Consider the following 12376-nt stretch of genomic DNA (forward strand, 5'->3'; position numbering starts at 1 on the left):
GAGGAACTCCTTCAATACAAAAAAGGGGGTGCGTGGGCGTGCGGGATGCTGAAGGGCCTGGTGTCGACTCACAGAACTACGGGAATCTCCGTAGCCGGCGGCGTGTTGCGGCTGCGGCCGCAGCGCACCAGGCCGTCGATCATCACCATGCCGATGCCGGGGATGTCGCCCAGCTGCACGCTTTCGAGCAGCGTGGCGCCGGCCGTGTGCTGGGCGCGGTCCATGAACACGAAGTCCGCCGCGCGGCCGGGCTCGATCAGGCCGCAGTTGAGGTTGCGGATGCGCGCCGTGTTGCCCGTGGCAAAGCAGAACACCAGCTCGGCCGGGATGTTGGCGAAGCTTGCGATCAGCGCGATCATGCGCAGCATGCCCAGCGGCTGCACGCCCGAGCCGGCGGGCCCGTCTGTGCCCAGGATCACGCGGTGCGGGCACTTGAGTTCCATGGCCGCGCGTGCGGCCTCGATGGCGATCTTTTCGTTGCCGTTGTGCACCAACTCAATGGCGCGTGATGACTTCTCGCACAGCTCGCACACATGTTTCCAGGGCAGCGAGGTGTGGCCGCCGTTGATGTGGCCGATCACGTCGGCATCGGCCTCCAGCACCACGTCCTTGTCGATCAGGCCCGAGCCCGGGATCGAAGGGCCGCCCGTATGGATGGTGCTCTGGATGCCGTACTTGCGTGCCCAGGCCACCATCTGCTGGGCCTCGTAACCGGCCTTGACGGTGCCCAGGCCCACTTCGCCGAGCAGGGTCACGCCGGCATCGGCCATGTCCTTGAAGTCCTGCTCGACCATGCCCTTCTCGATGATGGGCGCGCCCGCGATCACCTTCACGCCGCCAGGGCGGAAGTTGTCGAACGCGCGCTGCGCGGTGATGGCCAGTGCCTTCAAGCCCACGATGTCCTTGGGCCGGCCGGGCAGGTGCACCTCGCCGGCCGAGACCATGGTGGTCACACCGCCGTTCATGGTCGAATCGATCCAACCGATCTGGTTCTGACGCGGGGTCCAGTCACCGAAGACCGGGTGCACGTGGCTGTCGATCAGGCCGGGGGCTACGCAGGTCTGGCGCGCGTCGATGGTGGTGCGCGCGTGCTCGGTGTCGCAGTCCTTCTCGCGGCCCACGGCCACGATGAGGCCGTCGTTCACGACGATGGTGTCGGCGTCGAGGATGGGGCGTTCCAGGTCGCCCGAGAGCAGCAGGCCGATGTTCTTGATGACGACTTTGCCGGAGGCCGCATTGGTGGAGATGTCTGCCATGGGAAGGTACCAGTCGGTTGGTGGAAGGGGAGGGGCAAACTGCGGCGATCGTGGGGCTGCAATTCGTGTAGTGAATACTACATAAGAGGCCAGCATCGTGCAAGATGGCAAGCACTGCAAAGTGTCTCGGGGCAGATCAGGCGCGGCTGTGAAGCGGGCAGGCTGCGCCCCTGCCGATCGCCAGGATCGGCAGGAGGCTCTTGCAAGATACAGGCCTTGGGCCCGGGGAGGGCGCTTTGCGCCTCAGGACGCCCGCACGGTCCGCAGCACGGTATCGATCATGAACTCGTCCCAGTGGACCACGGCCTCGGGCTGGTCGATGTCCTCGCCCAGGAAGGCCGAGAGCGTGTAACGGTTGGACTGGTAGAAGTAGCCCATGGAGGCGATCAGCAGGTACAGGTCGCGCGCGCGCAGGTCGGCACGAAACTCCTGGCTGGCCACGCCCGCGGCCAGCACCTGCTCGATCACCGAGACGGCGGGCGAGGAATACTCGCGTGCGCGCATCGACTTGGAGATGTGCTTGCCCTTGTGCAGGTTTTCGGTGTTGAGCAGGGTGACGAACTCGGGGTGCTTGCGGTAGTACTGGCTCACGAAGCGCACCACCGACTTGAGCGCTTCGACCGGGGTTTCGAGGCGGATGTCCAGCGCCGACTCGGCGTCGTTCATGCGCCGGTAGATCTCTTCGAGCACCTCGATGAACAGGCCTTCCTTGCTGCCGAAGTAGTAGTAGATCATCCGGTCGAAGGACTTGGCCGCCTTGGAGATCTTCTCCACGCTGCCGCCTTCGTAGCCGTAGCGTGCGAACACCTTGATCGCCGCCTTGAGGATGTTGTCGCGCGTGGTCTGGGCCGCCTGCTCGCGCACGCCGGTGCGGCGTGTCGAGGGGGCGCGGGTGGAAGCAGTCCGGGTCTTGGTGGGTGTGGCCGACATGGATGATCCGTTGGGTGGCAGGGCAGCCCCTGCCATGCAGGGACCGGGCCTGCCGGGGATATTACTGCTCCGCGAAGGCGCGTTCGATCACGAAGTCGCCGGGCTTCGTGGTGTTGCCTTCCTTGAAGCCGCGCACTTCCATCATGTGCTTGAGGTCGCGCAGCATCTCGGGGCTGCCGCAGATCATCACCCGGTCTTCCACCGGGTTCAGGGCCGGCAGGCCCAGGTCGCGGGCGAGCTGGCCGTTTTCGATCACGGTGGTCACGCGGCCCTGGTGCTTGAACTCCTCGCGCGTCACGGTGGGGTAGTACTTGAGCTGCTTGCTCACCATCTCGCCCAGGAACTCGTGCTTGGGCAACTCTTCGGTGATGTAGTCGTGGTAGGCCAGCTCCTTGACTTCGCGTACACCGTGCACCAGCACCACTTCCTCGAACTTCTCGTAGGTCTCGGGGTCGCGGATCAGGCTCAGGAAGGGTGCCAAGCCGGTACCCGTGGAGAGCATGTACAGGCGCTTGGCGGGCAGCAGGTAGTCGATCAGCAGGGTGCCGGTGGGCTTCTTGCCGACGACGATGGAGTCACCCACCTGGATGTTCTGCAGGCGCGAGGTCAGCGGGCCGTCGGGCACCTTGATCGACAGGAATTCGAGGTGCTCTTCGTAGTTGGCGCTGGCGATGCTGTAGGCACGCAGCAAGGGCTTGCCGTTCACGCGCAGGCCGATCATCGTGAAATGGCCGTTGGAGAACCGCAGCGCGGTATCGCGCGTGGTGGTGAAGGAAAAAAGGCGGTCCGTCAGGTGGTTGACGGTCAATACGCGTTCTTCAAGAAAGGCGCTCATGGTGATTTCGTCGGCTAAAAGTTGAGAAATGGGGCGAAAAAGCTGGCTGAAAGGCTGGGGCCGGCCGCGTCAGAGCGCGATATCCAGGCCGGAAAGCTTGTGGCTCACAACCCTCCATTGTTCCGCATCTGGCAAAGGCGGTTTTCTTTTGGTGATTGTGGGCAGGCCGGGGGCCAGCTTTTTGTTGAACCGGATGAAGATTTCCATACCTGCCGGCAGGTCGTCCTCGGCATAGATGGCATTGGCCGGGCATTCGGGGATGCAGACCGCGCAGTCGATGCATTCGTCGGGGTCGATCACCAGGTATTCCGGTCCCTCCTTGAAGCAATCGACCGGGCATACATCCACGCAATCGGTGTACTTGCACCGAATGCATGCGTCTGTGACTACGTGCGTCATTTTGGGGCTCCTTGTGCACCATTTCAGGGGGCGCGCAAACACTATTGCGGACTGCGAACGATTGCGCTACATTCGCCTCAAATGTAGTGATCACAACATTTAAGTTAAGTGAATGCTACACAAAACGCCATGAACGTACAAGCACAGAAAACGGTGCGAGGAATGGGTTGCCACGATGACTGAACACACCAAGACCGACGGCCTTCCAGGCATGGACGCACCCGAGCTGCCGCAGGTGCTCGAGCGCGCCCGGCCGCGCAATGAACGCATGAACACGGCCAAGGTGGAGTGCAACGCCTGCCCCGTGCTGTGCCAGATCTCCGAGGGCCGCAGCGGCGCCTGCGACCGCTACGCCAACCAGGCCGGCGTGCTGGTGCGGGTCGATCCCGTGGTGCTGCTGCGCAAGACCATGGCGGACGGCGAGGCGGTGCTGGTGCCCTTTGCAGGCCGCGCTGCCGATGCGGGTGCCGGAGGCCAGGACGCACCGGCTGAGCAGCCCGCCTGGAGCGGCGACCTGCTGCTGACCGAGGAGGTCTTCGTCACCGGTGTGGGCTCTTCCACCACCTATCCTGACTACAAGCCAGCGCCCTTCATCGTCGGCTCCAAGGTCGATGGGGTGGACATGGTCACCGTGGTCACCGAGGGCATCTTCAGCTACTGCAGCTTCAAGGTGAAGATCGACACCGACCGCTTTCTCGGCCCCGAGCAGGCCAACGTGCGCTGCAAGGGCGAGGTGGTCGGCCATGTCACCACGGCCGAGTACGGCTCGCAGATGCTGTCGCTGGGCGGCGTGCACCACCTCACGGGCGGCAGCAAGAAGGAAGGGCGCATCGCCAACGAGATGATGCAGATGCTGGGCAACAAGCAGGCGGTGGAGCTGACCATCGACGGCGGCTCGCAGCTCGTGATCCAGGCCGGGCACGCGCCCATCGTCAACGGCGTGGCCGAGCAGCGCATGCGCGTGGGCTGCGGCTCGGCTGCCATCGGCATTTTCGCGCGCCAGTTCTTCGGCCAGGCCGACGAGGTGGTGGTGGTGGACGACCACATCACCGGCGTGCTCACCGAGCACCAGGCCGGCCGCTGCCTGGACATGAAGTCCTCGGGCATCAAGATGCGCGGGCGCAAGTCCACGCCGGGCCGCTACTTCCAGGTGGCCAACCCCGGCACGGGCTGGGGCGGCACCGACATCGCCGACCCGCTGTCCATCATCGAGACCTGGGACGAAGCGGTGGCCTGGCCCGGTCTGCGCCTGTTGATGACCTCGACCACCGGCGAGCACGCCAGCTGGTATGTGCTCGACGAATCGCTGAATCCGGTCGAGGCCGAGATGCCCGCCGAGGTGCGCCGCATCGTGGACCGCATCGGCGAGAACTGCGAACCCTCGATGACTTCGGTGCTGTTCCTGGGCGGTGCGGGCGGCAGCCTGCGTGCGGGCGTCACCGAGAACCCGGTGCTGCTCACCCGCTCCATCAAGAATGCGCTGGTCAACGTGACCTGCGGCGGTGCGCCGGCCTATGTCTGGCCCGGTGGCGGCATCACGGTGATGGCCGACGTGCTGCGCATGCCCGACAACAGCTTTGGCACCGTGCCCACACCGGCCATCGTGGCACCCATTGAATTCAGCATGCGCCGCAGCGACTACGAGTTGCTCGGTGGCCATATGGACCAGGTGCGCAGCCTGCGCGAGGTGCTCGACCGCGGTGCCTGGCACAACGATGGTGCGCCGCAATCGGCCTCGTGGCTGACCCTCCCATCGGCCAACCCCTGGCCCCTGGGCCAGCCGCCGCTGCTGGGCTGAGATCGCACCACCATGCAAGCCACCCGACAACTGCTGTCCGCCGGCCGCTGGCACCTGCAGCACGGCCCCATGGACGTGATCGTGCAGGCCGAGGGCGATGCGCTCGCCGTGGCCGCGGCGCACGCGCGCGCCTGGGTGCGCTTTCAGGGCCTGCTGCAGGAGCTGGTGCGCGAGCTGCCCGCGCTGCGTGCGCCGGTGGGCGCTGGCGACTGCCCGCTGCAGGGCCCCGTGGCGCGCCGCATGTGGAGCGCCTGCCAGCCGTTTCGCCAGGACTTCATCACGCCCATGGCCGCAGTTGCCGGTTCGGTGGCGCAGGAGCTGCTGGCCTGCTACACAGTGGATGGCGTGCAGCGCGCCTGGGTGAACAATGGCGGCGACATCGCGCTGCACCTGGCGCCGGGCGAATCGGCCAGCGTCGGGGTGTATGCCGACATTGCCGGGCTAGACGCGGCGCAGCTGCAGGGCGGGTTGCTGCTCGATGGCGCCTTTCGCCTTGCGAGCACCATGCCGGTGCGCGGCGTGGCAACCAGTGGCTGGCGCGGGCGCAGCCATTCGCTGGGCATTGCCGACAGCGTCACCATCCTGGCGGCCACGGCAGCCCAGGCCGATGCCGCGGCCACGGTGGTGGCCAATGCCGTGAACCTGAAGGATGCACGCATTGCCCGCAGGCCCGCCTGCGAGGTCAAGGACGACAGCGACCTGGGCGCCATCCCCGTCACGGTGGACGTGCCAGCGCTGCCGACCGCCCTGGTGCGCCAGGCCCTGCAGGCTGGTCTTGAAAAAGCGCAAGAATTGCAGGTTGCCGGCCATCTGTGGTGCGCACTGCTTTCGTGCCAGGGGCAATGGATGGCCACGCCGTCTGCGCGCCAGGCGCTGGAAGGCGCCACCGAGGAGAAATCCGCTGCCGTGTTTGAAGTTGGTTCAGTATTTGCTTAATGAATTGCACAGGCCATCCCATGATCCAGATCCGACGCGTTTTCACCCACCTTGAGGAAATCCGGCACGAATTCGGGCCCGAAACCGGTGCACCGCTGTTGCGCGGTGCCATCGGCGCCGTGCTCACCAACCCCTATGCCGGCCGCTACGAGGCAGACATCCTGCCCATGATGGATGCGCTGCAGGAGGTGGGCCTCGATATGGCGCAGCGCCTGCTCAAGGCCATGAACGTGCCGGCCGAGCGCATAGCGACCTATGGCAAGGGCGCCATCATCGGTGCCGCCGGCGAGCTGGAGCACGGTGCCTTGTGGCATGTGCCGGGCGGCTACGCCATGCGCGAGCTGCTGGGCTGGAAGGGCGACCGCAACGCCTACGCCAAGGGCCAGGCCGAGGAGAAGACCGGTCAGCCCGGCAACGCGCTGTCCATCGTGCCCTCGACCAAGAAGGTGGGCGGCCCAGGTGCCGCGCTCGACGTGCCGCTCACGCACATCAATGCCAGCTATGTGCGCAGCCATTTCGATGCCATCGAGGTGCGCGTGCCCGGCGCGCCGCTGGCCGACGAGATCGTCTTCATCCTGGCGATGACCACCGGCGCGCGCATCCATGCGCGGGTGGGCGGGCTCAAGGCTGCCGACATCAGCCAGTGGAACGGCCTGCGCTGAACCACGCCAACCATAACGACTACGAGAGACCAAGGAGCACACACATGCCAGCCAAGATCCGGAAAATCATCGTCCAGACCGACGAAGTGCGCGTGGAAATGGGCCGCGAGGTGAATCCGCCCGCGCGCAAGGCCCTGGCCATGGCCGTCATCGAGAACCCGTATGCGGGCCGCTACGTGGAAAACCTCGACGAGCTGATCGCCATCGGCGAAGAGCTCGGCGGCCTGCTGGGCGAGCGCTGTGTGCAGGCCCTGGGCATTGCCCCCGGCCAGGCCGAAAGCTATGGCAAGGCCGCCATCGTGGGCGAAGGTGGCGAGCTCGAGCATGCCGCAGCCATCCTGCACCCCAAGCTGGGCGCCCCGCTGCGCCTGGCGGTGGAAAAGGGCGCAGCCCTGGTGCCATCGAGCAAGAAGATCGGCGGCCTGGGTGCTGCCATCGACGTGCCGCTGGGCCACAAGGACGCCGCCTACGTGCGCAGCCACTTCGATGCCATGGAGGCCCGTGTGGCCGATGCACCGCGCGCCAACGAGATCGTGGTGGCCGTGGTGGTCACGGCCGGTGGCCGCCCGCTGCCGCGCATCGGCGGGCTCACCACCGCAGAAATCCAGGGCAAGGACGGCCTGCGCTGAGCGCACTGCCACACCCGTGACCCGCTGTCTCCCCCATACTGTTTGCCACCGCTGTTTCTCTCCCATCCAATCCATCAGGAGTGTTTCCATGACGATGCTTAAGACCCTCATGCGTGCTACGGCCGCTGCCGCGCTGGCCGCCACCATCGCTCCCGCGATGGCCCAGGATGTCATCAAGATCGGTGAGATCAACAGCTACAAGGCCCAGCCCGCTTTCCTGGAACCCTACAAGAAGGGCATGGAGCTGGCAGTGGACGAGATCAACGCTGCGGGCGGCCTGCTGGGCAAGAAAGTCCAGCTCGTGATCCGCGACGACAACGGCAACCCCGGCGATGCCGTGCGCGCGGCCGAGGAACTGGTCTCGCGCGAGAAGGTGGACGTGCTCACCGGCTCCTTCCTCTCGCACGTGGGCCTGGCGCTGACCGACTTCGCCAAGCAAAAGAAATTCTTCTTCCTGGCCGGCGAACCGCTGACCGACAAGATCGTCTGGCAGAACGGCAACCGCTACACCTACCGCCTGCGTCCCTCCACCTACATGCAGGTGTCAATGATGGTGCCCGAGGCCGTGGCCCTCAAGAAGAAGCGCTGGGCGCTGGTCTACCCCAACTACGAGTACGGCCAGTCGGCCGTGGCCACCTTCAAGCAGCTGCTCAAGGCGGCCCAGCCGGACGTGGAATTCGTCGTCGAGCAGGCGCCCCCACTGGGCAAGGTCGACTCGGGCAGTGTGGTGCAGGCCCTGGCCGATGCCAAGCCCGACGCGATCTTCAACGTGCTGTTCGGTGCCGACCTGTCCAAGTTCGTGCGCGAAGGCAACACCCGTGGCCTGTTCAAGGACCGTGAAGTGGTCAGCCTGCTGACCGGCGAACCCGAGTACATGGACCCGCTCAAGGACGAGGCCCCCAACGGCTGGATCGTGACCGGCTACCCCTGGTACGGCCTGCAGACGCCCGAGCACAAGGCCTTCCAAACGGCTTACCAAGGCAAGTTCAACGACTACCCGCGCCTGGGCTCGGTCGTGGGCTACAGCGCCATCAAGTCGCTGGCCGAAGGCATCAAGAAGGCCGGCTCCACCGACACCGAAAAGCTCGTTGTCGCCTTCAAGGGCCTGCAGGTGCCCACGCCGTTCGGCCGCATCACCTACCGCCCCGAGGACAACCAGTCCACCATGGGCGGCTACGTGGGCCGCACCAAGAACGAGGGTGGCAAGGGCGTGATGGTCGACTACCGCTACGTGGACGGCGCCAAGGTGCAGCCTACGAACGACGAAGTCAAGAAGATGCGCCCGGCCGACTGAGCGCTGGTCCCCGGCTGACGGCGGTTCCGGCGGGCCCTTGCGCCCGCCGGCCGCTGCAGCCATATTGCAATCCCATAAGCACAAAACGGGCAGATGACATGCCCGAGGGACAACCTTTGCCGTGACCCCGAAGGATCTGGAATGAGTTTATCGAGTTTTATCGTTCAGCTGCTCAATGGACTGGCGGGGGCCTCCTCGCTGTTCCTCGTGGGCGCCGGGCTATCGCTGATCTTCGGCGTCACGCGCATCGTGAATTTCGCGCATGGCTCGTTCTTCATGGTGGGCATCTACGTCGCCTACTCCATGGTGGCCAAGCTGGGCACAGGCCTGGGCTTCTGGCCTGCGCTGCTGCTGTCGGCCGTGGTGGTCGGCGCGCTCGGTGCGCTGGTGGAGGTGGTGCTGCTGCGCCGCATCTACAAGGCACCCGAGCTGTTCCAGCTGCTGGCGACCTTTGCGTTGGTGCTGGTGATCAAGGACGCCGCGCTGTGGATCTGGGGTCCCGAGGAACTGCTCGGCCCGCGTGCGCCGGGCCTGTCGGGCTCGGTCAGCATCCTGGGGCGGCAATTCCCCTCGTACGACCTGTTCCTGATCGTCGTCGGCCCGGTGGTGCTGGGCCTGTTGTGGCTCTTGCTCACCCGCACCCGCTGGGGCACGCTGGTGCGTGCCGCAACGCAGGACCGCGAGATGGTCAGCGCCCTGGGCGTGAACCAGGCCTGGCTGTTCACGGCCGTGTTCGCCCTCGGCGCCCTGCTGGCGGGCCTGGGCGGTGCGCTGCAGCTACCGCGCGAACCGGCCACGCTGGAGATGGACCTGAACACCATCGGCGCCGCCTTCGTGGTGGTGGTGGTGGGCGGCATGGGCTCCATTCCGGGCGCCTATGTGGCCGCGCTGCTAATCGCCGAGATCAAGGCCATCTGCATCTGGCTCGGCGTGGTCGAGATCTTCGGCTACAGCGTCTCGTTCTCCAAGCTCACGCTGGTGGTCGAGTTCCTGGTGATGGCCGTCGTGCTCGTGGTGCGCCCCTGGGGTCTGATGGGCAAGCCCCAGGCCGCAAGCCGCAACACCGGTATTCCCGAAGCGCCGCTGCGCGCCTCGCCGCCCTGGTACAAGATCGGTGCGGCCGTTCTGGTCGCCGCTCTGGTGCTGCTGCCCTTCGTCACCACCGGTTCGCCCTATCTCACCGTGCTGATGATCGACCTGCTGATCGCGGCGCTGTTCGCGGCCAGCCTGCACTTCATCATGGGGCCGGCGGGCATGCATTCGTTCGGCCATGCGGCCTACTTCGGCCTCGGGGCCTATGCGGCTGCGCTGCTGGTGCGCTCGGCCGGCATCCCGATGGAAGCAGCCCTGTTGCTGGCACCCCTGGCCGCGGCGGCCGGTGCGCTGATCTACGGCTGGTTCTGCGTGCGCCTGTCGGGCGTGTACCTGGCCATGCTGACGCTGGCCTTTGCGCAGATCACCTGGGCCATCTGCTACCAGTGGGATGGCTTCACCGGCGGCAGCAACGGCCTTACGGGCGTGTGGCCGGCCGAGTGGCTGTCGGACAAGCGCAACTACTACTTCCTCACGCTGGCCCTGGTGGTGGGTGGCGTGCTGGCCTTGCGCCGGGTGTTGTTCTCGCCCTTTGGCTATGCGCTGCGCGCCGGGCGCGACTCGGTGCTGCGCGCCGATGCCATCGGCATCGACGTCAAGCGCATGCAGTGGACGGCCTTCGTCATCGCCGGCTTGTTCGCTGGCCTGGGCGGTGCGCTGTTCGCCTTCTCCAAGGGCAGCATCTCGCCCGAGGCGCTGCACGTGGGCAAGTCGGTCGACGGCCTGGTGATGGTGCTGCTGGGCGGTATCCAGACCCTGGCCGGCCCGGTGGTGGGTGCGGTCACCTTCACCTGGCTGCACGACACCGTGGCACGCAACACCGACTACTGGCGCGCCATGCTGGGCGCCATCATCCTGATCCTGGTGCTGCTGTTCCCTCAGGGCATCGCGGGGGCCATCAAGCAACTCTTCGATAACAAGCGCGAAGCCAAGGAGGCAGCATGAGCCTGCTCAAAGTCACCGGTCTGGGCAAGTCCTTCGGCGGGGTCAAGGCCGTCGACGGCATCCACTTCGAGCTGGCGGCCGGCGAGCTGCTGGCCCTGATCGGCCCCAACGGTGCCGGCAAGTCCACCACCTTCAACATGGTCAACGGCCAGTTGCCTGCCGACGTGGGCTCGATCCAGCTCAACGGCCAGGAGCTGGTGGGCCGCAAGCCGCGCGACATCTGGCGCATGGGCGTGGGCCGCACTTTCCAGATCGCCGAGACCTTCTCCTCGCTGACCGTGGTGGAAAACGTGCAGATGGCGCTGATCTCCAACGACAGCCGCCTGTTCTCGATGTTCCGCAAGGCCTCGGAGCACAAGCGTGATGAGGCCCTGGCCCTGCTTGAGCAGGTGGGCATGAAGGCCCAGGCCGACCGCCCCTGCAGCGTGCTGGCCTATGGCGACGTCAAGCGCGTGGAGCTGGCCATCGCCATGGCCAACGCGCCCAAGCTGCTGCTCATGGACGAACCCACGGCCGGCATGGCGCCCAAGGAGCGCAACGAGCTCATGGCGCTGACCAAGCAGCTGGTGATCGACCGCGGCATGGCCGTGCTGTTCACCGAGCACAGCATGGACGTGGTGTTCGCCTACGCCGACCGCATGATCGTGCTGGCGCGCGGGCGCCTGATCGCCGAGGGCAAGCCCCTGGAGCTGCGCGACCACCCCAAGGTGCAGGAGGTGTACTTCGGCACCGGCAAGACCTTCGAGAAAAAGACGGCCGGCGCAGCGATTGCTGCTGCGCCTGCGGAGACCGCATGATGACGACGACGATTGATTCCAAGGACGTGTTGCTGGAGGCCAAGGGCCTGCAGGCCTGGTACGGCGCTGCGCAGATCCTGTACGACGTGGACCTCACCGTGCGCCGCGGCGAGGTCGTGGCGCTGATGGGCCGCAACGGCGCGGGCAAGTCCACCACGCTCAAGACGCTGATGGGCATGCTCGCCAAGCGCAAGGGCCAGATCCGCTTCATGGGCAAGGACCTCTCCAAAAGCGACCCGCACGATGCGGCACGCCTGGGCCTGGGCTTCGTGCCCGAGGACCGCCGCGTGTTCACCGACCTCACGGTGATGGAGAACCTGGCCGTGGGCCGCCAGCCCGCGCGCCACTGGCCTGACGGCACGGCAGCGCCGCTGTGGACGCCCGAGGCCCTGTTCAAGCTGTTCCCTAATCTGGGCGAGATGCCCCAGCGCCCCGGCGGCCGCATGAGCGGCGGCGAGCAGCAGATGCTGACCGTGGCGCGAACGCTGATGGGCAACCCCTACCTGGTGCTGCTCGACGAACCTTCCGAAGGCGTGGCCCCGGTCATCGTCGAGCAGATGGCGCAGATGATCCTGGAGCTCAAGGCCCAGGGCGTGAGCATTCTGCTGTCTGAACAGAACATGCACTTCGCCGAGCTCGTGTCCGACCGTGCCTACGTGCTCGAAAAGGGCCAGATCCGCTACCAGGCCTCCATGGCCGAGCTGGCCGCCAACGATGAGGTGCGCAGGTCCTACCTGAGCGTGTGAAGGATTTCCCCGGCGCGGGCCCGGTGGGCCCGTACCGATCTGCCAGTGCGTTTCCAA

The 12376-nt window shown here is 66.1% G+C and carries 12 protein-coding genes; 8 read left to right on the forward strand and 4 right to left on the reverse strand.

All coding sequences use genetic code 11. The features are described 5' to 3' along the window. Nucleotides 1-68 precede the first annotated feature (68 nt). The 4 genes from QYL93_RS29105 to fdxA form a co-directional block, all read right to left on the reverse strand. Nucleotides 69-1256 (reverse strand): amidohydrolase family protein, encoded by a 1188-nt coding sequence (locus QYL93_RS29105; RefSeq protein WP_305746947.1) that lies wholly within the window; start codon nt 1254-1256, stop codon nt 69-71. A 243-nt stretch (nt 1257-1499) separates the two neighbouring features. After that, nucleotides 1500-2186, reverse strand: coding sequence for a TetR family transcriptional regulator (locus QYL93_RS29110; protein ID WP_305746948.1), 687 nt, complete (start codon nt 2184-2186; stop codon nt 1500-1502). A 61-nt stretch (nt 2187-2247) separates the two neighbouring features. Further along, nucleotides 2248-3021 carry a ferredoxin--NADP reductase gene (locus QYL93_RS29115; RefSeq protein WP_305746949.1) on the reverse strand — a complete coding sequence of 258 codons (774 nt, stop codon included), beginning with the start codon at nt 3019-3021 and terminating at the stop codon, nt 2248-2250. 69 nt (nt 3022-3090) lie between these two features. Continuing rightward, nucleotides 3091-3420 (reverse strand): ferredoxin FdxA, encoded by a 330-nt coding sequence (fdxA, locus tag QYL93_RS29120; RefSeq protein WP_305746950.1) that lies wholly within the window; start codon nt 3418-3420, stop codon nt 3091-3093. Nucleotides 3421-3595: 175 nt separating this feature from the next. Here fdxA and QYL93_RS29125 point away from each other — a divergent pair, with 175 nt between their 5' ends. The 8 genes from QYL93_RS29125 to QYL93_RS29160 all read left to right on the forward strand — a co-directional run bounded on the left by QYL93_RS29125 (nt 3596) and on the right by QYL93_RS29160 (nt 12319). After that, the gene (locus tag QYL93_RS29125) at nt 3596-5218 is read left to right on the forward strand and encodes a 6-hydroxynicotinate reductase (RefSeq protein ID WP_305746951.1); all 1623 of its coding nucleotides are present in this window, start codon (nt 3596-3598) and stop codon (nt 5216-5218) included. Nucleotides 5219-5230: 12 nt separating this feature from the next. After that, nucleotides 5231-6154 (forward strand): UPF0280 family protein, encoded by a 924-nt coding sequence (locus tag QYL93_RS29130; protein ID WP_305746952.1) that lies wholly within the window; start codon nt 5231-5233, stop codon nt 6152-6154. A gap of 20 nt (nt 6155-6174) precedes the next feature. Next, the gene (locus tag QYL93_RS29135; protein ID WP_305746953.1) at nt 6175-6816 is read left to right on the forward strand and encodes an amino acid synthesis family protein; all 642 of its coding nucleotides are present in this window, start codon (nt 6175-6177) and stop codon (nt 6814-6816) included. A 44-nt stretch (nt 6817-6860) separates the two neighbouring features. Continuing rightward, complete coding sequence (locus QYL93_RS29140) at nt 6861-7445, forward strand: amino acid synthesis family protein (protein WP_305746954.1); 585 nt, start codon at nt 6861-6863, stop codon at nt 7443-7445. Nucleotides 7446-7539: 94 nt separating this feature from the next. Then, nucleotides 7540-8739, forward strand: a complete 1200-nt coding sequence (locus QYL93_RS29145) for an ABC transporter substrate-binding protein (RefSeq protein ID WP_235514503.1) — start codon at nt 7540-7542, stop codon at nt 8737-8739. Nucleotides 8740-8880: 141 nt separating this feature from the next. Next, nucleotides 8881-10776: an ABC transporter permease gene (locus QYL93_RS29150; protein WP_057266729.1), complete on the forward strand. Its 1896-nt coding sequence runs from the start codon at nt 8881-8883 to the stop codon at nt 10774-10776. Then, nucleotides 10773-11573: an ABC transporter ATP-binding protein gene (locus tag QYL93_RS29155; RefSeq protein ID WP_057202710.1), complete on the forward strand. Its 801-nt coding sequence runs from the start codon at nt 10773-10775 to the stop codon at nt 11571-11573. The genes QYL93_RS29150 and QYL93_RS29155 overlap by 4 nt, the downstream gene beginning before the upstream one ends. Next, nucleotides 11573-12319, forward strand: coding sequence for an ABC transporter ATP-binding protein (locus QYL93_RS29160; RefSeq protein ID WP_370877068.1), 747 nt, complete (start codon nt 11573-11575; stop codon nt 12317-12319). The genes QYL93_RS29155 and QYL93_RS29160 overlap by 1 nt, the downstream gene beginning before the upstream one ends. Nucleotides 12320-12376 lie beyond the last annotated feature (57 nt).

The sequence above is a fragment of the Acidovorax sp. A1169 genome, from assembly GCF_030704685.1.
GTDB lineage: Bacteria > Pseudomonadota > Gammaproteobacteria > Burkholderiales > Burkholderiaceae_C > Acidovorax.

Excerpts from the sequence above, each read along its gene's own strand:
- QYL93_RS29105 (WP_305746947.1), bottom strand. The coding sequence starts at position 1,256 with ATGGCAGACATCTCCACCAATGCGGCCTCCGGCAAAGTCGTCATCAAG.
- QYL93_RS29110 (WP_305746948.1), bottom strand. The coding sequence starts at position 2,186 with ATGTCGGCCACACCCACCAAGACCCGGACTGCTTCCACCCGCGCCCCC.
- QYL93_RS29115 (WP_305746949.1), bottom strand. The coding sequence starts at position 3,021 with ATGAGCGCCTTTCTTGAAGAACGCGTATTGACCGTCAACCACCTGACG.
- fdxA (WP_305746950.1), bottom strand. The coding sequence starts at position 3,420 with ATGACGCACGTAGTCACAGACGCATGCATTCGGTGCAAGTACACCGAT.
- QYL93_RS29125 (WP_305746951.1), top strand. The coding sequence starts at position 3,596 with ATGACTGAACACACCAAGACCGACGGCCTTCCAGGCATGGACGCACCC.
- QYL93_RS29130 (WP_305746952.1), top strand. The coding sequence starts at position 5,231 with ATGCAAGCCACCCGACAACTGCTGTCCGCCGGCCGCTGGCACCTGCAG.
- QYL93_RS29135 (WP_305746953.1), top strand. The coding sequence starts at position 6,175 with ATGATCCAGATCCGACGCGTTTTCACCCACCTTGAGGAAATCCGGCAC.
- QYL93_RS29140 (WP_305746954.1), top strand. The coding sequence starts at position 6,861 with ATGCCAGCCAAGATCCGGAAAATCATCGTCCAGACCGACGAAGTGCGC.
- QYL93_RS29145 (WP_235514503.1), top strand. The coding sequence starts at position 7,540 with ATGCTTAAGACCCTCATGCGTGCTACGGCCGCTGCCGCGCTGGCCGCC.
- QYL93_RS29150 (WP_057266729.1), top strand. The coding sequence starts at position 8,881 with ATGAGTTTATCGAGTTTTATCGTTCAGCTGCTCAATGGACTGGCGGGG.
- QYL93_RS29155 (WP_057202710.1), top strand. The coding sequence starts at position 10,773 with ATGAGCCTGCTCAAAGTCACCGGTCTGGGCAAGTCCTTCGGCGGGGTC.
- QYL93_RS29160 (WP_370877068.1), top strand. The coding sequence starts at position 11,573 with ATGACGACGACGATTGATTCCAAGGACGTGTTGCTGGAGGCCAAGGGC.